This window comes from Natrinema sp. LN54, assembly GCF_052439245.1.
GTDB lineage: Archaea > Halobacteriota > Halobacteria > Halobacteriales > Natrialbaceae > Natrinema > Natrinema versiforme_A.
The window spans coordinates 475,960-497,501 of the sequence record NZ_JBQVRP010000004.1 but is presented as its reverse complement, the minus strand read 5'-3'; the positions used below and the strand labels follow the sequence as shown (position 1 = coordinate 497,501).

General features: G+C 66.8%; 22 protein-coding genes. 15 read left to right on the top strand and 7 right to left on the bottom strand.

Annotated features, from left to right (window positions below; translation table 11 throughout):
- Positions 1 to 8: 8 nt before the first annotated feature.
- The 4 genes from ACT4ML_RS14935 (at position 9) to ACT4ML_RS14920 (ending at position 4,056) form a co-directional block, all read left to right on the top strand.
- Entirely contained in the window at positions 9 to 1,013 is a 1,005-nt protein-coding gene (locus tag ACT4ML_RS14935; protein WP_444721571.1) for a 5-methyltetrahydropteroyltriglutamate--homocysteine methyltransferase, read from the top strand.
- A complete protein-coding gene (locus tag ACT4ML_RS14930) occupies positions 1,010 to 2,086 on the top strand; it encodes a methionine synthase (RefSeq protein WP_444721570.1) in 1,077 nt (358 codons plus the stop codon). Before ACT4ML_RS14935 ends, ACT4ML_RS14930 begins: the two co-directional genes overlap by 4 nt.
- Before the next feature lie 252 nt (positions 2,087 to 2,338).
- A complete protein-coding gene (locus ACT4ML_RS14925) occupies positions 2,339 to 2,956 on the top strand; it encodes a nitroreductase family protein (RefSeq protein ID WP_138244702.1) in 618 nt (205 codons plus the stop codon).
- Between the two features lie 71 nt (positions 2,957 to 3,027).
- The gene (locus ACT4ML_RS14920; RefSeq protein ID WP_444721569.1) at positions 3,028 to 4,056 is read left to right on the top strand and encodes a hypothetical protein; all 1,029 of its coding nucleotides are present in this window, start codon (positions 3,028 to 3,030) and stop codon (positions 4,054 to 4,056) included.
- Positions 4,057 to 4,163: 107 nt separating this feature from the next.
- Here ACT4ML_RS14920 and ACT4ML_RS14915 read toward each other — a convergent pair whose 3' ends face one another.
- The gene (locus tag ACT4ML_RS14915) at positions 4,164 to 4,760 is read right to left on the bottom strand and encodes a hypothetical protein (RefSeq protein ID WP_444721568.1); all 597 of its coding nucleotides are present in this window, start codon (positions 4,758 to 4,760) and stop codon (positions 4,164 to 4,166) included.
- A gap of 186 nt (positions 4,761 to 4,946) precedes the next feature.
- Between ACT4ML_RS14915 and ACT4ML_RS14910 the strand changes: the two genes are divergently transcribed.
- From ACT4ML_RS14910 to ACT4ML_RS14895, 4 genes are all read left to right on the top strand, one after another.
- Positions 4,947 to 7,508, top strand: coding sequence for a beta-glucosidase (locus tag ACT4ML_RS14910; protein ID WP_444721567.1), 2,562 nt, complete (start codon positions 4,947 to 4,949; stop codon positions 7,506 to 7,508).
- A gap of 115 nt (positions 7,509 to 7,623) precedes the next feature.
- A complete protein-coding gene (locus ACT4ML_RS14905; RefSeq protein WP_444721566.1) occupies positions 7,624 to 8,751 on the top strand; it encodes a Gfo/Idh/MocA family protein in 1,128 nt (375 codons plus the stop codon).
- Between the two features lie 460 nt (positions 8,752 to 9,211).
- The gene (locus ACT4ML_RS14900) at positions 9,212 to 9,685 is read left to right on the top strand and encodes an SHOCT domain-containing protein (protein WP_444721565.1); all 474 of its coding nucleotides are present in this window, start codon (positions 9,212 to 9,214) and stop codon (positions 9,683 to 9,685) included.
- A gap of 90 nt (positions 9,686 to 9,775) precedes the next feature.
- Entirely contained in the window at positions 9,776 to 10,780 is a 1,005-nt protein-coding gene (locus ACT4ML_RS14895; protein ID WP_444721564.1) for a zinc-binding dehydrogenase, read from the top strand.
- Between the two features lie 103 nt (positions 10,781 to 10,883).
- On the opposite strand, the gene ACT4ML_RS14890 is transcribed toward ACT4ML_RS14895, so the two are convergent.
- Entirely contained in the window at positions 10,884 to 11,132 is a 249-nt protein-coding gene (locus tag ACT4ML_RS14890) for a hypothetical protein (protein WP_138244708.1), read from the bottom strand.
- A 109-nt stretch (positions 11,133 to 11,241) separates the two neighbouring features.
- On the opposite strand from ACT4ML_RS14890, the gene ACT4ML_RS14885 reads away from it, so the two are divergent.
- From ACT4ML_RS14885 to ACT4ML_RS14875, 3 genes are all read left to right on the top strand, one after another.
- The gene (locus tag ACT4ML_RS14885; RefSeq protein WP_444721563.1) at positions 11,242 to 12,474 is read left to right on the top strand and encodes an HD domain-containing protein; all 1,233 of its coding nucleotides are present in this window, start codon (positions 11,242 to 11,244) and stop codon (positions 12,472 to 12,474) included.
- Positions 12,475 to 12,608: 134 nt separating this feature from the next.
- A complete protein-coding gene (locus ACT4ML_RS14880; protein WP_444721562.1) occupies positions 12,609 to 12,818 on the top strand; it encodes a hypothetical protein in 210 nt (69 codons plus the stop codon).
- Positions 12,819 to 12,968: 150 nt separating this feature from the next.
- Positions 12,969 to 13,988, top strand: a complete 1,020-nt coding sequence (locus ACT4ML_RS14875; RefSeq protein ID WP_444721561.1) for an amidohydrolase family protein — start codon at positions 12,969 to 12,971, stop codon at positions 13,986 to 13,988.
- Positions 13,989 to 14,024: 36 nt separating this feature from the next.
- Here ACT4ML_RS14875 and ACT4ML_RS14870 read toward each other — a convergent pair whose 3' ends face one another.
- The 4 genes from ACT4ML_RS14870 to ACT4ML_RS14855 form a co-directional block, all read right to left on the bottom strand.
- Positions 14,025 to 14,525 carry a gamma carbonic anhydrase family protein gene (locus ACT4ML_RS14870; protein WP_444721560.1) on the bottom strand — a complete coding sequence of 167 codons (501 nt, stop codon included), beginning with the start codon at positions 14,523 to 14,525 and terminating at the stop codon, positions 14,025 to 14,027.
- 281 nt (positions 14,526 to 14,806) lie between these two features.
- The gene (locus tag ACT4ML_RS14865) at positions 14,807 to 15,091 is read right to left on the bottom strand and encodes a DUF3006 family protein (RefSeq protein WP_444721559.1); all 285 of its coding nucleotides are present in this window, start codon (positions 15,089 to 15,091) and stop codon (positions 14,807 to 14,809) included.
- Between the two features lie 6 nt (positions 15,092 to 15,097).
- A complete protein-coding gene (locus ACT4ML_RS14860) occupies positions 15,098 to 16,162 on the bottom strand; it encodes an MBL fold metallo-hydrolase (protein ID WP_444721558.1) in 1,065 nt (354 codons plus the stop codon).
- Positions 16,163 to 16,398: 236 nt separating this feature from the next.
- Complete coding sequence (locus ACT4ML_RS14855) at positions 16,399 to 16,794, bottom strand: OsmC family protein (RefSeq protein ID WP_138244715.1); 396 nt, start codon at positions 16,792 to 16,794, stop codon at positions 16,399 to 16,401.
- A gap of 193 nt (positions 16,795 to 16,987) precedes the next feature.
- On the opposite strand from ACT4ML_RS14855, the gene ACT4ML_RS14850 reads away from it, so the two are divergent.
- Together ACT4ML_RS14850 and ACT4ML_RS14845 are read left to right on the top strand one after the other, a co-directional pair.
- On the top strand, positions 16,988 to 17,182 hold the full coding sequence (locus tag ACT4ML_RS14850) for a hypothetical protein (RefSeq protein WP_138244716.1): 195 nt from the start codon (positions 16,988 to 16,990) through the stop codon (positions 17,180 to 17,182).
- 11 nt (positions 17,183 to 17,193) lie between these two features.
- Entirely contained in the window at positions 17,194 to 17,781 is a 588-nt protein-coding gene (locus tag ACT4ML_RS14845) for a metal-dependent hydrolase (protein ID WP_444721557.1), read from the top strand.
- A gap of 89 nt (positions 17,782 to 17,870) precedes the next feature.
- Here ACT4ML_RS14845 and ACT4ML_RS14840 read toward each other — a convergent pair whose 3' ends face one another.
- Entirely contained in the window at positions 17,871 to 18,599 is a 729-nt protein-coding gene (locus tag ACT4ML_RS14840; RefSeq protein ID WP_444721556.1) for a metal-dependent hydrolase, read from the bottom strand.
- A gap of 380 nt (positions 18,600 to 18,979) precedes the next feature.
- Here ACT4ML_RS14840 and ACT4ML_RS14835 point away from each other — a divergent pair, with 380 nt between their 5' ends.
- Both ACT4ML_RS14835 and ACT4ML_RS14830 read left to right on the top strand, forming a co-directional pair.
- Entirely contained in the window at positions 18,980 to 19,243 is a 264-nt protein-coding gene (locus ACT4ML_RS14835; protein WP_138244718.1) for a hypothetical protein, read from the top strand.
- A 90-nt stretch (positions 19,244 to 19,333) separates the two neighbouring features.
- Positions 19,334 to 21,523 carry a DHH family phosphoesterase gene (locus ACT4ML_RS14830; protein WP_444721555.1) on the top strand — a complete coding sequence of 730 codons (2,190 nt, stop codon included), beginning with the start codon at positions 19,334 to 19,336 and terminating at the stop codon, positions 21,521 to 21,523.
- Positions 21,524 to 21,542: the final 19 nt, after the last annotated feature.

Genomic DNA, 21,542 nt, shown 5'->3' with positions numbered 1-21,542 from the left:
TGACCACGATGACTGAGTACGTTTCGACCACGCCGGGGCTGTATCCGCTCCCGGACTGGGCGAAAGACGACCTTTCAGACCTGAAAGGACACCAGAAACACGACCTCATCAGCGGCGACGAGGGCGAGGCGATCACCGCGGCCTACGAGGAGGCCCGCGACGAAGTGATCGGCGTCCAGCAAGACGCCGGCCTCGACCGCGTCGTCGAGGGGCAACTGCGCTGGGACGACATGCTCGCCCACCCGCTGGCCGTCGCCGACGCCGTCGAAACGCGCGGGATCGTCCGCTACTACGACAACAACAACTTCTACCGAGAGCCGGTCGTCCAGGACGACCTCGAGCCAACCGGCGACGTCGCATCGGAACTCGAGGCGACCGCGGAACTGACCGACGGCGACGACCTGCAGGCAGTTCTCCCCGGTCCGTACTCGCTTTCGGACCTCGCGACCGACGAACAGTACGGCGACGAGGCCGACTTCCTCGGCGCAATTGCCGACTTCCTCGAGGGTGAGGTCGACGCCTTCCCCGCCCACGAGACGCTGTTCCTGCTCGAGCCCTCGCTGGTCGAGAACGCTCCCGACGACGGCCAAGACGAGCGCGCGAGCGAGGCGATCGATCAGGTCGCTGGCGCGACCGACGCCGACGTCGTCGTCCAGCCCTACTGGGGCGCACTCGAGGAGAAGGTCTACGCGCACCTGCTCGACGCCGACATCGACGCGGTCGGCTTCGACTTCGTCGCGAATCAGGACGACAACCTCTACAACATTCAGGAGTACGGCGCACCTGACGACATCGCGCTGGGCCTCGCGGACGGCCAGAACACGCTCGTCGAGGACCCCGAAGCGATCCGCGACCGGGTCGAGTGGGTCGAAGGCCAACTCGGCGTCACCGAGTTCGAGACGGTTTATCTGACGACGAACACCGAGACGTTCTACCTGCCCTACGGCAAGTACGTGGAGAAACTCGAGGTCCTTGCGGAGGCCGCAGACCTCGCGGAGGTGACAGCAGCATGAGCACCAACGAGAACAAAGATCAGTTCCGACCGCCCGAGCACGATTCCGACCACTTCCTGCTGACGACCGTCGTCGGCTCCTACCCCAAGCCCAAGTGGCTCAACCGCGCGAAGGAACTCTATCAGGACGAGGATCACGGGTTCGACGCCGACGACTATCAGGAGGCCAAAGACGACGCCGCGCGACTCATCACGAACGAACACGAGCGGGCCGGCCTCGACGTCGTCGTCGACGGCGAGATGCGGCGCAACGAGATGGTCGAGTTCTTCGCCCACCGTATCGAGGGCTACGAGTTCAACGGCCCCGTCAAGGTCTGGGGACACAACTACTTCGACAAGCCGAGCGTCGTCAGCGAGGTCGAGTACGACGACAGCTGGCTCGTCGACGAGTACGAGTTCACTGCCGATGCCAGCAATCGACCGGTCAAGGTCCCGATCACGGGTCCCTACACGCTCGCGAACTGGTCCTTTAACGAGGCCTACGAGGACGACGACGAACTCACCCTCGAGCTCGCCGACCTCGTCAACGAGGAAATCGAGAAACTCGTCGACGCCGGCGCGCGCTACATCCAGATCGACGAGCCCGCGCTCGCGACGACGCCCGACGACCACGCCATCGTCGGCGAGGCCTTAGAGCGCATCGTCGCCGACCTCCCCGAGGAGGTCCGCATCGGCCTCCACGTCTGTTACGGCGACTACTCCCGTATCTACCCCGAGATCCTCGAGTTCCCGGTCGACGAGTTCGACCTCGAGCTCGCGAACGGCGACTACGACCAGCTCGACGTCTTCAAGGACCCCGAGTTCACCAAGGATCTCGCGCTCGGCGTCTGTGACGCCCACGTCGCGGAAGTCGAGTCCGTCGAGCAGATCGAGGAAAACATCAAGAAGGGCCTCGAGGTCGTCCCGCCGGAACAGCTCGTCGTCTCGCCGGACTGCGGCGTGAAGCTGCTGCCCCGCGAGGTCGCCTACGGCAAGATGGCGAACATGGTGCAGGCGGCCCGCAACGTCGAGGAGGACCTCGACGCGGGCAACATCGATATCGAGCGCGGTGCGCCGACGCCGGCCGACGACTGACGACTGACGCGGTTCGTCGCGTCACTGCGTTCGACCGGCGAGCGAATCGCCGGTTGCGATCACTGCCGCGTTCTCTTCACGCCCGTATTCCGTTTCGACGACGGCACGCGCTCGCGTCTCGTGTGAGATGTTCGCACCCATATTTTGATGAAGAGAACTGTTGAATCAAGAAACAGAACACGGACACGAGTGTTACCTGATATCCTCACTGTCTAATAATATATATGTGGTACAGGGACGAATAAACGAGAGATGCAAGACGCTCTCGAGAGCCGACGCGAACTCAGTGACGACGTCGCCGAGCACCGCGATCCCGACCACGATATCGATCCGCTGTTCGTCAACCGATGGTCGCCACGCGCGATGACCGGCGAGCCGCTCGAGGAGGACGAGTATCTCCCGCTGTTCGAGGCCGCCCGCTGGGCACCCTCCGCGTTCAACAACCAGCACTGGCGGTTCCTCGTCGCCGACCGCGAGGACGAGGAGTGGGACGCGTTCCTCGATCTGCTCTCCGAGAACAATCGCGCGTGGGCGAGCGACGCCGCCGTGCTCGCCGTCATCGTCTCGAAGACGACGTTCGACCACAACGGCGAACCGGCCCCCGTCCACTCCTTCGACACCGGCGCGGCGTGGGAGAACCTCGCGCTCGAGGGCGCGCGCCGCGATCTGGCCGTCCACGGGATGGCCGGCTTCGATTACGAACGCGCGGCCGCAGAACTCGACGTCCCCGAGGAGTTCGCGGTCGAAGCGATGGTCGCGATCGGCGAGCGCGCGCCGCCCGAAACGCTTCCCGAGGAGCTACGGGAGCGCGAGCAGCCGAGCGACCGCAAGCCGCTCTCGGAGATCGTCCACCGCGGCGGCTTCGAGTAGTCAATCCGATCGTTCGCTCGACCCCCCGTTCCAAGCTCAACGGCTTTTCGTCCGGCGGCTGAACGGCCGCTATGGACAACCCGCTGTCGAGCGACACGCTCCGCGGGCGAACCGGCGAGAGTCGGGTCGCACACTGGTTCCTACTCGATGCGAACCGGTGGCTGCTCGCGGGCGTCCTGTCGGCCGTCACTTTCGTGGCGTTCGTCGGGCTCGGAACGGTTTCCCTCCCGCTCCGGTCCGCGATGGAGAGCGGTTCTCCCGTCGACACGGCCTTTCAGGCGCTGATCGCCGCACTCCTCACTGGGATCACGCTCATCGTTTCGATCAACCAGCTTGTGCTGTCTCAGGAACTCGGTCGACTGGGCGACCAGCAGGCCTGGATGGACGAGGCGATGGAGTACCGACACAGCGTCGAGGAGCTGTTCGACAGGGTCGGACCGCCCGACCCCTCGCACTTCCTCCAGGCCCTCGTCCGGACGAGCAGCGATCGAGCGGAGGCCCTTCAGGAGGCCGTCGCCGACAACGACGACGATGTCCTCCGACGGCGAACCGATCGATTGGTCGAGAACGTCTGCCGGAACTCGGAGGAGATCATCGCCCAGCTCGAGACCTCTACCTTCGGCGAGTTCGGCGTTCTCCGATCGGGACTGAACTACAACTACTCCTGGAAGATCTACGCGGTCCGGCGACTGCGAGACGAACACGAGGACAGCCTCGCAGACGACGAACTGGCGGCGTTCGACGATCTGAGCGATATTCTGATCCTGTTCGGGCCGGCGCTCGAGCACTTCAAGTCGCTGTACTTCCAGTGGGAACTCGTCCACCTCACGCGGTCGATACTGTACGCCGGGCTTCCGGGCGTGATCGCCGCGACGGCGACGGTGCTGTATCTCGACGCGGAGTCGGTTCCGGGCGCGACGCTCGGCGTCGATAATCTCGTCTGGATCGTAAGCACCAGCGCGACGCTCGCGCTCGTGCCGTTCTTCCTGCTCGCGGCGTACGTCCTGCGGATCGCGACGATTTCGAAGCGAACCGGCTCGCTCGGGCCGTTCATCCTCCGCCGTGCGGAGCGAACCGAGGCGATCGATTGGGACGAATAGGGCGGATACCCCCTGCGGTGTCCGTGCTCGAACGATCCTCAGCACGTCCCTCGAGTGATCGATCGGCGTAACCCGACTCTCACTCGAGCCGGTCGATTCCACCGGTATCAGAGAAGATCGATGTTCCCCGGCCTCTCGGCGCTCCCGACGACGATCGAGCCGTCGCGGCGAACGACGATCCCGTAGCCGAGTAGGGTGCACTCGAGGACCACGTCGTCGGCTCGTCCGCCGTCGCTTCGAACCGAGTCCTCGACGGCGAACGTGATCGACTCGAGGCTCGAGACGGCCGCCGGAAGTGCAGCGAACGTCTCCGACGGCACGTCCCGGATCTCCCCCTCGACGGTGAACGAGAGCACGTCGGGCGGCGGTTCGATCGGCTCGCGGTCCTCGTCCGCCGACGACCGGAGCGCGTCGAGCCCGGCCGCGATGTCGTCCCCGTCCGGCGTCGCGACGCCGACATCGACGGTCTCGAGTCTGAGAGTCGCCGGGCCGGTCAGATCGATCGCGACGGAGTCCGCGTCGCCGTCCGGTACGGTCACGCGAACCGGGTTCAACGTCGTTCCCGCGAACTCGCCGAGCAGCGTCTCGGTCGCTCTCAGAGTGCCCTCCACCCTGAATTCGAGTCCGTCGGGCGGTCGCGTTTCCACGGTGACGTTCGACAGCCGAACGCTCTCCGCGTCGTCGAATCGGACTGTGTTGCTCATCGGTTTCCGGTGAGCCTACGGTCCGAGCCGGGGAAACGGTACCGCCGGGATCCGGCGTGGACGGCGTATTCCCTGCATACGAGAGTCTACTCGAACGCTACACGCAGTGTGTCCGACATAGCTACGTGTTATCCGCTAGATAGCTAGGAATTATTTATGCAGTATCGAGTTATGGCAGAGAGTTGCATGCCAAACGGAAACGATCACGATGGCGTCGACGAATCGCGCAGGACGTTCATGAAGGCGACCGGTGCGGCGACGGCCGCGGCCGGGCTCGGAGCCACCGGTGCGGCGGCCGGCGACGGGAAGCGATCGAAGCGCCTCGAGGACGTAATCGAAGCGATGACCCTCGAGCAGAAGGTCGGCCAGATGACCCAGGTCGCGATCGACGATCTCGGCGAGGGGTTCGGCCCCGACACCGCGTTCAACGATCACGACGACGTGGACACGGTCGGAGAACTGTTCTCGGAGCTCCACGTCGGTTCGATCCTCAACGGCGGCGCGACGGGACCGACGTTCGACGGCGAGGAGTTCGTCGAGGGACTCAACGGCCTCCAGGAGTACAACCTCACGGTCAACGAGCCGGCGATCCCGTTCGTCTGGGGCTGTGACGCGCTCCACGGGAACTGCCTGCTCGAGGGGTGTACGAGCTTCCCGCAGCGACTCAACATGGGCGCGACGCGCGACATCGACCTCGTCGAGGCGGCGGCGACCCACACCGGCGACTCCGTCGCGGCGATCGGCGGCCACTGGAACTTCGGGCCGACGCTTGACGTCCTGCGGGACATGCGCTGGGGCCGCTACTTCGAGGGCCACAGCGAAGACGCGATGTTGCTCGGCGAGATGGGGAAGGCTCGCGCCCGCGGGTTCGAGGCCAACGGCCGGGTCGCCGCGACGGTCAAGCACTTCGCCGGCTACGGCACCCCGAACACCGGTTCCGACCGGACCCACGCACGGACCTCGATGCGGGACCTGCGGACCCGCCAGTTCGAGCCCTATCGGCGCGGGCTCGAGGAAGCCAAGACGGTGATGGTCAACAGCGGCGCGGTCAACGGGAAGCCGGCCCACGCCTCCTCGTGGCTGCTGACGACGGTCCTGCGGGACCGATTCGGCTTCGACGGCGTGGTCCTGACCGACTGGGACGACTTCGAGCGGATGCTCTCCAACCACGAGTACCTGCCCGAGACCGACGCCGGCTGGCGCGAGTCGGTCCGGCAGGGTATCGAAGCCGGCGTCGATATGCACATGTGCGGCGGCGAGACGGCCCCGACCGACTTCATCGACACCGTGATCGACCTCGTCGAGAGCGGCGACCTCTCCGAGGCGCGCATCGACGAGTCGGTCCGTCGCATCCTCGAGCTCAAGGCCGACCTCGGGCTGTTCGCGGACCCGCTCGTACCGGAAGACGAGATCGGCGATATCGTCGGCGGCGCTGCCGACGTCTCCGAGCGACTCGCCAAGGAGTCGCTGGTCCTGCTGCAAAACGAGGACGACGCGCTCCCGCTCGAGGGCGTCGACGACCTGCTGCTGACCGGGCCCGGCGTCCACGAGGGGATGGAAAACCGGTTCCTGATGCAACACGGCGGCTGGACGCTCGGCTGGCAGGGGATCGAGGACGGGAACCTGACCGAGGACGGGCCGCGGCCGCGCCAGAACACAATCGAGGGCGAACTGGCAGCGCGGCTCGGCGACGGGCTCACACACGTCCCGACGGAGTACGAGCCCGCGGCCTACGAGAGCCTCTACGAAAACTTCGACAACGGCTTCTTCGATGTCACCGACGAGCAGGCGGCGGCGGTCCGCGAGGCCGCACCTGGCTCCGACGCCGTCGTCGTCGTCCTCGGCGAGGGAACGCACAACGAGAGCTTCGGCGACCGGGACAAGATGCGCTTCCTCGAGGCTCAGCGGGAACTCGTCGAACTCGTCGATAGCGAGACCGGCGACGACGTCCCGCTCGTCGGCGTGATCCTCGCCGGAAGCCCGCGCGGCACGGCGGAGACGTTCCAGCACCTCGATGCCGTGCTCTTCGCCGGCCAACCGGGCAGCGATGCCGGCGTCGCGATCGCCGACACGCTCTTTGGCGACTACAACCCATCGGGGAAGCTCCCGTTCACGTGGGAGTCCCACGTCGGACACGTCCCCCAGATCTACGACGAGTATCCGCCGCGCCATCCCGATAGTGCGGGCGATCAGATGGTCCAGTTCGAGTTCGGCCACGGCCTCTCCTACACCGACTGGGAGTACGCGGACCTGTCGCTGTCGACCGAGTCGGTGACGAACCCCGCCTCGACGCCGACCGTGACGGCCCACGTCACCGTTGAGAACGCCGGCGACACGGCCGGCGAGCACATCGTCGAGATATACAACACCGAGTCCTACGGCTCCGTGCTCCAGCCCCACCGTCGCCTGATGGGCTTCGAGCGGGTCGCCCTCGAGCCGGGCGAGCGCGAGACCGTCGCCGTCGACCTCGACCTCTCGACGCTCGAGGTCGTCCCCGGCGACGTCCCCGGCTGGGGGCCGCGGGTCGTCGAAGCCGGCGAGTACGAGCTCGCGGTCGGCTCCGACTGGGGCGTGAACGCGAGCGACGAGGACGGCGGTGGCGGCGAGACGACGACGCTGACCGTCGGAGAGACGGCCTCCATCACCGATCCCGAGCCGACGCCCGGTCGCTACGACATCGACGGGGACGGGGACGAGGACTTCAGCGACGTGATGGCGCTCCACCGACGACTCAAGCGGCGACGGTAATACGACGGGGCCCACCGCGGCAGTGACCGTTGCGGCTGCAGCCGTCGCGGGAACGCGACCGCGTCCCGCACCCGCTTCGCCAACAACTAACTGTCGGCTCGGTGAACGAGTCTCCATGACTCTCGAGATCGGCGTTCTCGGCTATCGGTTCATGGGGAAAGCACACGCGAACGCGATGGCGCGGCTGCCGATGTTCTTCCCGGACGCACCCGAGGTCGAACGCAGCGTGCTCGTCGGCCGCGACGAGGAGACGCTGTCGGACGCGGCCGATCGACTCGGGTTCGACTCGATATCGACGGACTGGAACGAGGTCGTCGACGATGTGGACGTCTTCTATAACCTCGGCCCGAACCACGTCCACCGCGAGCCGTCGGTCGCCGCCCTCGAGGCCGGAACGCCGGTCTTCTGTGAGAAGCCGCTCGCACCGACGCTCGAGGAAGCGGACGTGATGGCGGAGACGGCGCGCGAGGCGGGCGACGACGTGCCCGCGGGCTGCGCGTTCAACTACCGGTTCGTACCCGCGATCCGGTACGCGAAGCGGCTGCTCGAGGCGGGCGAACTCGGCGAGATCCGTCAGGTCCGCGGCCGGTATCTGCAGGACTGGCTGGTCGATCCCGAGGCCCCGTGGTCGTGGCGCAACGACGAGGAGATGGCCGGTTCGGGCGCGCTTGGCGACCTCGGCTCGCACACGGTCGACCTCCTGCGATTCCTCGTCGGGTCCGACGACCTCGCGGGCGAGATCGAACGAGTCAGCGGCCACCTGCAGACGTTCGTCGACGAGCGCCCCGTAGAGGGCGGCGACGAAACCCGTCCCGTCACCGTCGACGACGCCTACACCGCGCAACTCGAGTTCGAAAACGGTGCCGTCGGATCCCTCGAGGGGACGCGGGTCGCGGCGGGCCACAAGAACGACCACACGATCGAAGTCCACGGCTCCGAGGGCAGTCTCCGGTTCTCGCTCGAGCGGCTGAACGAACTCGAGGTACTGCGAACCGACGAGAATCGGGGCTACGAGACGATTCTGGTCACCGACGCGGACGATCCCTACGTCGACCACTGGTGGCCGCCGGGGCACGTGCTGGGCTGGGAGCACACCTTCGTCCACGAGAATTACGAGTTCCTCAGCGCGGTTGCGAGCGGCGACGCGTTCGAACCGAACTTCGACGACGGTCTCGCCGCTCAGCAGGTCCTCGACGCGATCGAACGGAGCGACGAGCGCGGCGAGCGGGTCGCCCTCGAGTAACGCGGTTCCGATCTCGTTCTAAAGCACTCGCTCTCCCTAGAGACGGGCTTCCGGGCCCGCCTCGAGTGACCTCAGTCCGAGAAACGTGAGCCGATCGGCTGGGGCTGGGGTGTGGTCCGCCCCGTTGCCAGCAACAGCGGGACGTACACCGACGAAACGAGCCCGCTGCGTGTACTGGCAGCAGAGAATACCACGTCCTCCCCACCCGATTCGCTCGTTCCCTTCGGTCACTCACTCATCCCTCGCGCGAGTTCGTCCCGCGATTCACTGTCGTTCATCACGGGACAGCACGCGCCACTGTACTGGATCGACAGCCGGTCTGGAGCGGAGACGGACCGGCGCAGTCGTCGAGCGTCAGAACGACAGTGTGGCGGCACACGTCCGATCCGTTCCGACGCCCGACTGATGCCCGGCGCGTGACAGGATTTTTTGTAGCTCCGCTAAGAATAACTCCGTGGGAATGGACGACAGGATTCGGACATTCATCGCCAACGAGGGCTGGCTACTGGTGGCGATCCTGACGTTCGCACTGACGAGTATCGCCGGCATCGCCGGCCTCGGAGCGCTCGCGGGCGCGATCTCGGTTATCGGGTGGTTCCTGCTGACGCCGATTCTGCTGTTCTGGGGCGACGAGGTCGCGCTGTTGCTCGAGGACGCCGACACGACGGGCACGACGCAAACCGCCGAGACGGACGCCGAATCGGACCCGCTCGAGGAGCTGAAACGCCGCTACGCGGCGGGGGAGATCGACGAGACGGAGTTCGAACGCCGACTCGAGCGGCTCGTGGCGGTCGACGAGATTCCGGACGACGCGATCGGTTCCGGTGCGGTCGACGAGACGCCGACGGACGCTGTGAGAGTCGATGAGGCGTCGGACGAGGCGACTCGGACCGAACCGCTCGAGCCCGATCGCGAGCGCGAACGGGAGCGCTAGCTGGGGACTCCGTGGCTCCGACACCACCTGCGTTCGTCGATCGCCGGAGGCGTCGAGTATTCCCGGCTGGCGACCCAACGGTGACTCGCTATGACTGCGGAGATGACCGCCTACGTTATCGAGGAGTACGGCGACCCGGACGTTTTCGCGGAGACGACCCTCGAGGTACCCGACCCCGAGCCGAACGAGATCCGCGTCGAGGTCGCGGCGTCCAGTCTCAACCCCGTCGATTACAAGATCCGGCAGGGCGCGCTGCCGGACTTCGCCCCCGACCTCCCGGCGACGCTCCACTGCGACGTGTCGGGCGTCGTCGACGCGGTCGGGGACAACGTCGACCGGTTCGAGGCGGGCGACGAGGTGTACGGCATGCCCGGCGGCGCGGGCCGGCAGGGGAGCCTCGCCGACTACGTCGTCGGCCACGCCGGCACGTTCGCGCACGCGCCGGACTCGATCCCGCTCGAGGAGAGCGCCGCCCTCCCGGTCGTCGCGCTCACGGCGTGGGAGCTACTCGCCGACAAGACCAGCGTCGACATCGACGACGAGGTGCTCGTCTACGGCGGCAGCGGCGGCGTCGGCCACATCGCGGTCCAACTGGCCCGCTGGTTCGGCGCGGACGTCACCGCGACGGGCTCGAGCGAGGAGAAACGCGATCTCGCGGAGCGCCTCGGCGCCGACGCGACGGTCGACTACACCGAGACCGACATCGAGACCTACGTCGCCGAGCACGCCTCCGGTGGCGGCTTCGATACCGTCGTCGACCCGATCGGGGACGAGCACCTCGAGACGGCCTTCGAGGCGGTCCGGCCCTACGGCACCGTCGTGACGACCGAGTCGAGCGCGGCCCAGGAACTCGACCTCGGACCGATGCACGCGAATTCCCTCGAACTCGGCGTCGTGCTCGTTATCCTGCCCGTGTTGCTCGGCGACCGGCAGGACCGCATCGGCGAGGAACTCGCCGACATCGCGGCACTCGTCGACGACGGAGCGGTCGAGCCGCACATCGACGAACGGTTCGCCTTCGACGATGTTGCGGAAGCTCACCGGCGCGGCGAAAACGGCGACTTCCTCGGGAAACTGCTGCTCGTCAACGAGTGAGCGGTGGCTCCGAGAGAGCAGTGACTCGCCGCGGTCGACCCAGTCGGCCGGGCTGGCTCGAGGCCGCGCGGTCGACTATGCCGCCCTGAAATCGCCCGAACGACTACTCCGACTCGATTTTTCCGACCGTCTGAATCTCGTCGTAGCGCACGCTGCCCTCGCCGAGCGGCTGGCCGTCGATCTCGAGGTAGCCGGGTTCGAAACTCGTCAGTTCGCCGGTGACATCCGTCTCGTGGTCCTCGGTCCGCTCCTCGCTGCGGACCTCGACGATATCGCCGATCTCGAGGTGCTCTCGGACGAGCGCTTTCGTCCGCTCCGTGTCGGCGTCGGGTGGGATCTTCAGATTGGTCATCGTACGTCGACCGTCCACGGCCACGCCGGTAGTAGTTGAGCCGGTATTCGCAACCCGGGACCCCGTACTCGGACGACCGTTTTTGTACCAACGGGCCGAAACGTGACCGATGAAGATCGTCAAGGACAGCGTCCACGACCACATTCAGGTCGACGGCGTCGCCCGCGACCTCCTCGATACGCCGGCACTACAGCGGCTCCGGCGGATCAGCCAACTCGGGACCGTCTCGCTTGTCTATCCCTCGGCCAATCACACCCGCTTCGAGCACAGCCTCGGCGTCTACCACCTCGTCTGCGAGGCCCTCGAGCAACTCGGCGTCGAGGGGCGGCAAGCGGAGCGGGTCCACGCCGCGGCCCTGCTTCACGACGTGGGCCACGGCCCGTTCAGTCACAATCTCGAGGCGCTTACCCACCGCCGAACGGGTCGCTACCACGACGACGTTCACGACCTGCTCGCGGACGGCGCTGTCGGGGACGTGTTGGAAGCGCACGGCTTAGCGCCCGACGCGGTCGCGGATCTGGTCGCCGGCGAAGGCCGGTTCGGCCAGCTGGTCTCGGGCGAACTCGACGTCGATCGGATGGACTATCTGGTGCGCGACGCCCACCACACCGGGGTCCCCTACGGGACGATCGACCACGGCCGACTCGTCCGAGAGCTCACCTTCGCGAACGGCGAACTCGTCCTCGACGAGGGGAACGTCCAGACCGCCGAGAGCCTGCTGGTCGCGCGGGCGCTGATGAACCCGACGGTCTACAGCCACAGCGTCGCCCGGATCAGTAAGGCGATGCTCCGGCGGGCGAGCGAACGGCTACTGGACGCTCCCGCCACCGATATCGACGCCGAGACCCTCCAGCGGATGGACGACTACGATCTGACCGTGGCCCTGCGCTCGTGCGACGAGACGGCGGCGTTCTGCCGACGACTGGACCAGCGCGATCTGTTCAAGCGGGCCGTGTGGGCCGAAATCGACGACGTGCCGGGCGGGATCATCGAGGCCGACCACGAGACGATCCGCGAGTTCGAACGGGAGATCAGCGACCGGGCCGGCGTCGATCCGGACCACGTGATCCTCGACGTGCCGAGTCGGCCGTCGATGACCGAGTCCACGACGCGCGTGATGGTCAACGGCGAGATCCGCCAGTTGGGCCAGCAGTCCCCGCTGGTCGAGGCGCTGCGCGCGGCCCAGTACTCGCAGTGGCGGCTCGGGGTTTACTCGCCGCCGGACCTTCGCGACCGGGTCGGCCGGGCCGCGGTCGACGTGCTCGGGCTCGATATCGACGGCGCGCTGGTCAGCGAGGTCCGGGACGGGCTGGATACGACGCTGGATCAGTTCGTCGACTAGCGGTATCGACGGACGACGCCGGGCATATCAGCTGCGTCGGCCACATCGACCATATCGGCTGCGCTGGCCGCGGACGATCGGGGTAGCCACTTCAGGCTCGCGGCTTATCCCCCGTCGGCGGAGAGGACTCGGTGATGAGTACATTCGTTAGTCGCCTCTCGATACTCCTCGTCGTCGCGACCGCTATCGCCGTCGTACTGGTCGGTTGGGCCGGCGGATTCATCGCGATCGAATCGCTCGAGCGGTCGGATTCGGCCGTCGTCGTCGGCCTCTCACTGCTCGTCCTCTCCGGACTGGTCGCCGTGTTGTACGAACCGCTCGAGGTCGACGACGAGTCGAACTGAGCTCGCCGCTTACTGTCTGCCGTCCACCGTCCGTCGCCTGCTTCCCGTCGCTCACTCGGCTATCGCCCATCGCCAATCGGCCGGCAACCACCCGATCCGACGCTGATCCTGCCCCGAACCGTTGAAGGCGGTGACCACAAACTATCCCGTATGGAACGAACGGGAACGATCCTCCGCGGCCGCGAGTTCGAACCCGTCGAGGGACGGGTCGTAATCGGCGACGACGGCCGCATCGAGGCCATCGAGGAAACGGCGGTCGAGAGCGACGACATCATCCTCCCGGCCTTCGTAAACGCCCACACCCACATCGGCGACTCGATCGCCAAGGAGGCCGGCGGCGGCCTCTCGCTTGAGGAACTGGTCGCCCCGCCCGACGGGCTGAAACACCGGCTTCTCAGGGACGCCTCCCGCGAGGAACTCGTGACCGCGACGGAGCAGTCGCTGCGATTCATGCAGCGGGCCGGCACGGCCGCCTGTCTGGACTTCCGCGAGGGCGACGTGGCGGGCGTTCGCATGCTCGAGGACGCCGCAACGGGTCTCGACATCGACGCGCTGTCGTTCGCTCGGGGCTCCGTCGACGCGATGCGCGCCGGCGACGGCTACGGCGCGAGCGGCGCGAACGACGACAGCTTCGACCGGGAGCGAGCGGCGACCCGCGAGGCGGGCAAACCCTTCGGTATCCACGCGGGCGAGGTCGACGCGAGCGACATTGATCCAGCCCTGGACCTCGAGCCGGACTTTCTGGTCCACATGGTCCACCCCGAGCCCCGTCACCTCGAGCGGGTCGCAGCGCAGGAGGTACCGATCGTCGTCTGTCCGCGCTCGAACCTCGTCACCGACGTGGGGCTCTCGCCCTACGCGGACCTCCACGAGCGGACGACGCTCGCGCTGGGAACGGACAACGTGATGCTCAACTCGCCGTCGATGTTCCGCGAGATGGAGTTCCTCGCGAAGCTCTCCGACCTCTCGGCGGCCGACATCCTCCGCATGGCGACGATCAACGGGGCCGAGATCGCCGACCTCGAGTACGGCCTGATCGACCCCGGCCGGGAGGCCCGACTGCTGGTGCTCGATGGCGATTCGGACAACCTCGTGGGCGCGCGGGACCCGGTTCGGGCCGTGGTCCGGCGGGCGGGCGTCGACGACGTTCGCGAGGTCGTTTACGGGTGACCTGACGCCGGCAAAACGAGCGAACTGCAGGTCGCGTCAGTCGAGTCGCTCCGACGTTTCCGCGTGTTCTCTCGCGAGTTCGACGTACCGGTCGGCCGTCGCCTCGAGCGCCGGATCGTCGATCTCCGTCTTCGGTTCGGCGGGCGCGCCGGCGACGAGCGTCGATTCGGGAATCTCGGTGTCTTCGGTGACGACGCTGCCGGCGGCGACGACCGCGCCCTCGCCGACGTGAGCCCCGTCGAGGACGACCGCGTTCATCCCGACCAGCGCGCGCTCGGCGACGGTCGCGTCGTGGACGATGGCGCTGTGGCCCACCGTCGCGTAGGGCTCGAGTTCGGCCGTCTCGTGGAGGACGGCGTTGTCCTGGACGTTCGCTCCCTCGCCGACGACGATCGTGCCGTGATCGCCCCGGAGCGTGGTGTTCGGCCAGACGCTGGCCTCGTCCTCGATGACGACGTCGCCGATGACGACCGCGGCGTCGTCGACGTACGCGGAGTCGGCGACCCGCGGTTCCGTCCCGTCGAACGATCGTAGCATGGCCGTTCCTGTCTCGAGAACCGTCTTGAAGGTGGCCATCGCGATCGCCGGTCGTCGCTCGAGAGTCGATGACCGCTGTCGGGCAACCTGTTACTGTACAAGACAGACACGGCTTCGTCTATTTCCAAAACCAATACATTTTGGCACCACGGCTAATGCGCGGACGGTAATACACGAGACGTGGCGGCACGCTACCGTCCACACGGACAGCGCCTGCCGCCGTGTCATCCCCCCGAACCACCCACGGTTCGGTATCCCCTCTTTCGTTTCTCTCCCCACCCCTACTCGTCCCGGTCGACGTCGGACAACCGCTCCGAGAGTCGATCGAACCGTTCCCGCGTCGACTCCCGGCGCTCCCGTTCGGCGTCCTCGCGGTAGGCGGCCTCGAGCACCGTCTCCTCGTCGACGGTCACCTCGAAGACGGCCCCCTCGTGTCGGCCGTCCGCCGGCAGGCGCTCGACGTCGACGGTGCGCTCGTCGACCGCGTCGCCGTCGTCCTCGAGCAGGAGGACCGCCGTCTCCCCGTCGACGATCCGATCGAGGACTGCAGTGTAGGTCTCACTCATCGGTCATCACCCCGCGGTACGCGCGCCAGCGTCATCAATCGGTGGTCGATCGCCGTCGATCGACGGTTGCACGCCGTCACCTGCCGCTCGCGGTTCGCCGGTCTGCGGTCGGTCGAGCGACGACTGCGCGTCTCGCTTCCGCTCGAGTAACGCCGCCGGATCGGTCGGCGCGTCGCGCTCCGTCTCGACCGACGTGTCGGTTCCGTCGCTCGTCACGACGATATCGCCGTGGACGCCGGTCCAGTAGGTCTCGATCCCGCGGTCGGCGAACGCCTGCAGGACTTCGTCGTGGGGATGGCCGTACTGGGAGTCGAGCGCGCTCGAGATGATCGCCGTCTCCGGATCGACCGCCTCGAGGAACGAGCCGCTCGAGGAGGTCGACGAGCCGTGGTGGCCCGCCTGATAGGCGTCGGCCGCGAGGGTCTCGCCGCGTTCCTCGACCAATCGGCGTTCGGTGCTCGTCTCGATATCGCCGGTCGTCAGGTACGAGAACTCGCCGAACGAAAGCGAGAGGACGACGCCGTTGGCATCGACACTGTCGCCCTCCGGGTCCGCGGGCGGGTTCAAGACGGTCGCCTCGAGGTCGTCGTCCTCGAGCGGCAGGCTGTCGCCCGCCGCGACTTCGAACAGTCGCACGTCGTACTCCTCGATCGCGTCGAGGTAGTTGTCGTAGGTCGCGGTCGTGTGGGGCACGCCGGAGTCGTAGGCCGCACCGACGCCCTCGCCCTCCTCCTCGAGGTACTCGATGACCTCGGGATGGCCGCCGATATGGTCGGCGTGGCCGTGGGTCGCCACGAGATGATCGATGCGGTCGATGTCGCGGGCCTCGAGGTAGTCGATGATCTCCTGCCCGTCGTCGCGGTAGTCGCCCGTATCGATCAGGATCGTCTCGCCGGCAGGGGTGACGACGAGCGTCGAATCGGCCTGTCCGGCGTCGATGTGGTGGATCTCGAGTTCCCCGCTCACGTCGCTCGTCGGCCCGTCGTTGCCGTCGATACTGTCGATTCCGCTGCTACAACCCGCGAGGACCAGCAGTCCCGCGACCGCCACGACCAGAACGCCTCGTCGCATTCGTGTTCCGGTCCGACGGGCGCTGCGGATATGTGCGTTCGGACCCGCCTGACGGACTGACTGTGGGGATTTCTAACCAATCGGATCGTCAGTACCGTCGGTACCGATAGCTGGGACCCCATCGTCCCCGTTCGTCGGCACACCTGTCAAACCCATCGAAAACGGGCGCGAGAACTGCGAACCGCGAACGAACTGGGAATCACGACTCACGAACCGACGCGGCGGCCGGATCGATCTCAGAACGCGTCGCCCTCGAAACTCGTCTCCGCGTGCAGACTGTCTTTCAGTGCGTCGTGGACCTTGCAGAGTTCGAAGGCGCGCTCGATGATCTCCTCGCCGGTGTCGTCGTCGACATCGGCTTCGACGCGGATATCGAACGCGACCGACTCGAGTTTGTCGTCGTCGTTGAGGTCGCCGTTCGTCTCGATCTCGATCCGCCCGAGGTCGTCGGCCCCGCGCTGCTGGCCGCCGACGCGCAGCGCCGGCACGTAACAGGAGCCGTAGGCCGCGAGCAGGGTCTCGAGCGTGTCCGGGGCCTCCTCGCCGTTGGCGTCGATCGTCGTCTCGAAGTCCCGGATCTCGTTCGTCGCGCTGTACCCCTCCTCGGAGACGGTGGTGACTGCTTTCGCCATGCGGTCGAGACGTCCACGGGCGGTGCTGTAAACGTTTGGTGCCGATCGCTACTCGCGTGTCTCCGGCTCGGAACTCCTCTCGAGGCCGTCTCTCCCGGCCGGATACGGCACCAACTGCGACGACTGCGTCGACACCCTGCGTCTGCAGCGTGACCCGACTTGCCGGTCGCGACGCAATGGTCGCGAACGGACGATGGCAACTCTCAACAAGGACTCGGCGAAGAAGCTCAGCATCGTTTCGACGGTACTCGACGCCGTGATGGCGTTCCGGCGCGGGCGTCGAAAGAGCGGGCTCCTCCTCCTCGCCGCGGCCGCGCTCTCGTCTCGCGTCCCTGGTATCGGGACGGCCGTGTCGCTGTTCCTCAGACTCGTTCGACGGTTCCGATAGCTCGAGCGACCATGGTCGACGTTACCGGTCATCTCGGGATGGCGCTGTTGTTCGCCGCGCCGGCGTGGACGGTCTGGGGCCGACGCGGTGCGCTCGGGTTCGCGGCCTTCGCGTTGGTGACGGCGATGCTCCCCGATACCGATCTGGCGCTTCGACACGTGCTCCCGGTGACCCACCACGGGGTGACCCACACCGTCCTGTTCGTCGTTCTGCTGAGCGTTCTCGCCGGAGCCGTCGCGGCCCGGTACCTCACCGACTGGTTCAACGCCAATCGCAGGATCCGGAGCACCGAAATCGCGAGCGAGACCGTCTTCGTCTTCGCGACGGCGGGGCTGATCGTCGGCGGTATCAGCCATCTCTTCGCCGATCTGCTCTCCGCGCCCGACATCGCACCGCCGCTCTCGCCGTTCTGGCCCGTCTACTCGGAGCCGGTCATCATCGACGTGATCTACTACGGGTCGCCGTTCTGGAACTTCGGGCTGCTCGCCGCCGGCGTGGCGCTCCACCTGCTGTTCGCTCGAAACGACCGCTATCCGCTCGAGACCCGCTACCGAATCGGTGCCGCCGAGGACTCGCAGCATCGCGCGAGCGACGACTGAGACCGAGCGCCCGAGTCGTCCGCGACGGCGAGGCGGCGAGAAAATAGTACCGGCAATTGATCGCTCGTCGCCGTTCGATACTCGTCCGCTCAGGCCTCGAGTTCGAACGGCTCGTCGGCCTCGAGGACGTGAACCTCGGCGTCGCTACCCGTGCCGCGCACTTCGCTGGCGAAGTCCTCGGGGTCCTGCGCGATCGGCGGGAACGTGTCGTAGTGCTGCGGGAACGCGTGGTCGACGTCGAGCCAGTCGACGGCGATGGCGGCCTGCTGGGGCCCCATCGTGAAGTGGTCGCCGATCGGGACGAGCGCCGCGTCGGGCTCGAGATAGGGGCCGATAACGTCTTTCATCTCGCTCATCAGGCCGGTGTCGCCGGCGTTGTAGATCGTCGTCGACTCCTCGTCGCTGACCTGGGTCGGCTTCGTATCGGAGATGACGAAACCGGCCGGCATGCCGCCGCTCGAGTCGTTTTCGGTCATGATGCCGTTCGTGTGATCGGCGCGGTGCATGGTGACGTACGCGTCGCCGCACTCGACGGTGCCGCCGATGTTCATCCCCATGCCGCCGACGGCGTCCTCGAAGCCGAACTCGTCCTCGCAGTAGGAGACGAGTTCCGGCGTCGCGACCAGCGTCGCGTCCGAGAACTCGCCCGCGTGGGCGATGTGGTCTGCGTGACCGTGGGTCAACAGGACGTAGTCGGGCGTGTCGACGTCCGCCGGCTCGAGGTCGGTCTGTGGATTGTCGAAGAACGGGTCGATCAGTAACTCCGTCTCCCCGACGGTGACGTGCCACGTCGAGTGGCCGTACCAAGTGAGTTCCATAGCACCTGCTGGGTTCGGGCGAAGCAACCATAAAAGTGGGCGAGGTTCCGAGACGGATCGATGGCGGATGGCGGTTTCTCGCCGTCGTCCAGTGCTCAATGACTGCTTTACGGCCGGCGGGGAATATGTACTATCACCAACTCTTATACGTTCGGTCCGGGATGGGGCAAACGCCGCAAGCGAACTGACACACCACGCATGCGGTCTGGGAGCGTCCCGTCCGATCGCGATGGCATCGCGGTCGGGACGATTGTGATTTCCAGAACCACCGTGACCACCACTTGGCAACCCACACGGCGGGATCCATGGCGTTCCGCTGCCGATCGCCGCTCTGGACGGCGATGCCGTGGCGTTTTTTACCCGGGGGCCGTACGCCGACTATGCTCGCACTCACGCTCGAGGAGTTCATGGTAGAGCTGAACGACGGCGCGATCAAGAACGTCGGCCCGAACAACAAGGCGGCGACGGTCAAACTGTTCGACGTCGACAGCGCCGAGGCGAGGGAGTTCGGCGACAAGCGCGTCAAACTCGTCTTCGAGGACGAGGACGACAACGAGATCCAGGTCTCGCTGTTCCCGGAGGACGTTCGGTCGCTCGTGGACGATATCGAGTCGCTCGAGGAAGATTCGCCCGTTTTCGACTGACGGCGGCCCGATATCGCGGGTACGACCGCGATTCGTCTCGCGGACGCATTTCGACAACCGTTTTAGGGCGAAACCGCTTGGTTCGAGTAGATGGGTAACTGTATCATCTGCGGCACACCCGTTGACGGCGAGATCTGTCAGAGCCACGAGGAGGATGCCCTTTTCGAATTTCGCGGCACTGCCGCCTCGCAGCTCACGCCCGGTCGCTACTACCGGGGAACCGTCGACGGTTACGCCGACTTCGGTGTCTTCGTCGACATCGGAGACCACGTCACCGGTCTGTTGCATCGAAGCGAACTCGACCAACGACTCGAGAGTCTCGACTGGGAGCCGGGGGACGATGTCTACGTCCAAGTGCTCGACGTTCGAGACAACGGCAACGTCGACCTCGGCTGGTCGATCCGCCAGCGCGAACGCGAGTTCCGCGGCAAACTGATCGAGACGGCCGACGACGAGTTCCGTCCCGAGGAGTTCGAGGACGATGCCGATGACTCCTCCGACGAGTCGACGACCGAGACGACCGAGACGACCGACGAGAGCGAGCAGGAACTGACCGACGACCGAGCGACGAAAGCCGGCGAACTGCAGGCGGCCGCCGAGGAGACCGAGCCCGACTCGGAGACGGACACCGTCGACGAGCAGCCCGCGGCCGCGGAAACCGCCGGCACCGTCACGAGTAGCGGCTCCGTCGCGACCGAGTCCGCCGCCGCCTCGGCGCCCGCAACCGACGACGCGGCCGACGCCGAGCCCGAGTCCGAACCGGAACCCGCGCTCAAACGAACGACCATCGAGGCCATCGAGAATCAGGTCGGCAGCGTCGTCCGCCTCGAGGGCGAGATCACCGGCGTCCGCCAGACCAGCGGCCCGACGGTCTTCGAACTGCGCGACGAGACCGGCACCGTCGAGTGTGCGGCGTTCGAGGAAGCCGGCGTTCGCGCCTACCCCGATGTCGAACTCGACGACATCGTCGCCCTCGAGGGCGAGGTCGAACACCACCACGGCGACCTGCAGGTCGAGACCGAATCCCTCGAGATCCTCGAGGGTGAGGACCGCGAAACCGTCGTCGACCGCCTCGAGACGGCGATCGAACGCGAGGCCCGACCGGCCGACGTCGCGCCGCTGGCCGACCACGAGGCAGTGGCGGCCGTCGAGGACGGCATCGCCGACGCGGCGACTGCGATCCGACGGGCCGTCATGGAGGCACGCCCGGTCGTCGTCCGCCACGGTGCGACCGCCGACGGCTACGTCGCCGGCGCCGCCATCGAGCGCGCCGTGCTCCCGCTGATCCGCGAGAAACACACCCGCGAGGACGCGGAGTACCACTACTTCGAACGGCGCCCGCTCGACGGCCGCGTCTACGACATGGACGCCGCCACCAGCGACGTCACCTCGATGCTCGAGGCCCGCGACCGACACGGCGAGCAACTGCCGCTCGTCGTCCTCGTCGACGCCGGGTCGACCATCGAGTCCACCGACGGCTACGAGCTGCTCTCGCTGTACGACGCCGACGCGCTCGTCATCGACGATAGCCGAGCGGACGACGAGATCGCCGACGCGGTCGACGTCGCCGTCGCCCCGTCGATCGCCGGTGCCGACGTCGCAGACGTCACGTCGACCGCGCTAGCGACCAACGTCGCCGCCCACGTCAACGACGACGTTCGCGACGACTTAGAGCACCTCCCCGCGGTCAGCTACTGGGAGAACACGCCCGCGGACTACCTCGAGCTCGCCACCGAGGCCGGCTACGACGAGACCGGCGTCTCCGAACGGCGCGAAGCCGTCGCGCTCGAGGCCTACTACCAGTCCTACAAGGACAAGCGCGAACTCGTCATCGACCTGCTGTTCGACGACGACGGCGATCTCGCCGCCCACGTCTCCGAACAGTTCCGCGACAAGCTCGAGACCGAACTCGAGACGGCTCGGGAGAACCTCACCGTTCGCGGCGTCGACGGCGTCACCGTCTCCGTGCTCGACACCGACGCCTTCACCCACCGGTACAACTTCCCGACGACGATCCTGCTGCTGGACGCGCTCCACCGGACCGAGCGCGATCGAGCGGACCCGCCGTTCGTCACGCTCGGCGTCGGCGACGACGAACTCCACGTCCGCGCGACCGACCCCGTGAACGTGCGCGACCTCGGCGACGCCATCGCCGAAGCGGTGCCGAACGGCGGCGTCAGCGTCGTCGGCGGCCGCGACGGTCACGTCGAGTTCCTGCCTGGCGAACGCGACGCAGTTCGTGAAGCCGCACTCGAGGCGCTCGGCGAGACGCTCGCGTAAGACTCGCTCTTCCTCCGTC

Bases quoted from the DNA above. Each gene is read 5' to 3' on its own strand.
- ACT4ML_RS14855 (WP_138244715.1), bottom strand. From the start codon at position 16,794: ATGGCGAAAGCAGTCACCACCGTCTCCGAGGAGGGGTACAGCGCGACG.
- ACT4ML_RS14885 (WP_444721563.1), top strand. From the start codon at position 11,242: ATGAAGATCGTCAAGGACAGCGTCCACGACCACATTCAGGTCGACGGC.
- ACT4ML_RS14890 (WP_138244708.1), bottom strand. From the start codon at position 11,132: ATGACCAATCTGAAGATCCCACCCGACGCCGACACGGAGCGGACGAAA.
- ACT4ML_RS14930 (WP_444721570.1), top strand. From the start codon at position 1,010: ATGAGCACCAACGAGAACAAAGATCAGTTCCGACCGCCCGAGCACGAT.
- ACT4ML_RS14845 (WP_444721557.1), top strand. From the start codon at position 17,194: ATGGTCGACGTTACCGGTCATCTCGGGATGGCGCTGTTGTTCGCCGCG.
- ACT4ML_RS14850 (WP_138244716.1), top strand. From the start codon at position 16,988: ATGGCAACTCTCAACAAGGACTCGGCGAAGAAGCTCAGCATCGTTTCG.
- ACT4ML_RS14865 (WP_444721559.1), bottom strand. From the start codon at position 15,091: ATGAGTGAGACCTACACTGCAGTCCTCGATCGGATCGTCGACGGGGAG.
- ACT4ML_RS14895 (WP_444721564.1), top strand. From the start codon at position 9,776: ATGACTGCGGAGATGACCGCCTACGTTATCGAGGAGTACGGCGACCCG.
- ACT4ML_RS14915 (WP_444721568.1), bottom strand. From the start codon at position 4,760: ATGAGCAACACAGTCCGATTCGACGACGCGGAGAGCGTTCGGCTGTCG.
- ACT4ML_RS14840 (WP_444721556.1), bottom strand. From the start codon at position 18,599: ATGGAACTCACTTGGTACGGCCACTCGACGTGGCACGTCACCGTCGGG.
- ACT4ML_RS14905 (WP_444721566.1), top strand. From the start codon at position 7,624: ATGACTCTCGAGATCGGCGTTCTCGGCTATCGGTTCATGGGGAAAGCA.
- ACT4ML_RS14830 (WP_444721555.1), top strand. From the start codon at position 19,334: ATGGGTAACTGTATCATCTGCGGCACACCCGTTGACGGCGAGATCTGT.
- ACT4ML_RS14920 (WP_444721569.1), top strand. From the start codon at position 3,028: ATGGACAACCCGCTGTCGAGCGACACGCTCCGCGGGCGAACCGGCGAG.
- ACT4ML_RS14875 (WP_444721561.1), top strand. From the start codon at position 12,969: ATGGAACGAACGGGAACGATCCTCCGCGGCCGCGAGTTCGAACCCGTC.
- ACT4ML_RS14900 (WP_444721565.1), top strand. From the start codon at position 9,212: ATGGACGACAGGATTCGGACATTCATCGCCAACGAGGGCTGGCTACTG.
- ACT4ML_RS14880 (WP_444721562.1), top strand. From the start codon at position 12,609: ATGAGTACATTCGTTAGTCGCCTCTCGATACTCCTCGTCGTCGCGACC.
- ACT4ML_RS14870 (WP_444721560.1), bottom strand. From the start codon at position 14,525: ATGCTACGATCGTTCGACGGGACGGAACCGCGGGTCGCCGACTCCGCG.
- ACT4ML_RS14910 (WP_444721567.1), top strand. From the start codon at position 4,947: ATGCCAAACGGAAACGATCACGATGGCGTCGACGAATCGCGCAGGACG.
- ACT4ML_RS14935 (WP_444721571.1), top strand. From the start codon at position 9: ATGACTGAGTACGTTTCGACCACGCCGGGGCTGTATCCGCTCCCGGAC.
- ACT4ML_RS14860 (WP_444721558.1), bottom strand. From the start codon at position 16,162: ATGCGACGAGGCGTTCTGGTCGTGGCGGTCGCGGGACTGCTGGTCCTC.
- ACT4ML_RS14835 (WP_138244718.1), top strand. From the start codon at position 18,980: ATGCTCGCACTCACGCTCGAGGAGTTCATGGTAGAGCTGAACGACGGC.
- ACT4ML_RS14925 (WP_138244702.1), top strand. From the start codon at position 2,339: ATGCAAGACGCTCTCGAGAGCCGACGCGAACTCAGTGACGACGTCGCC.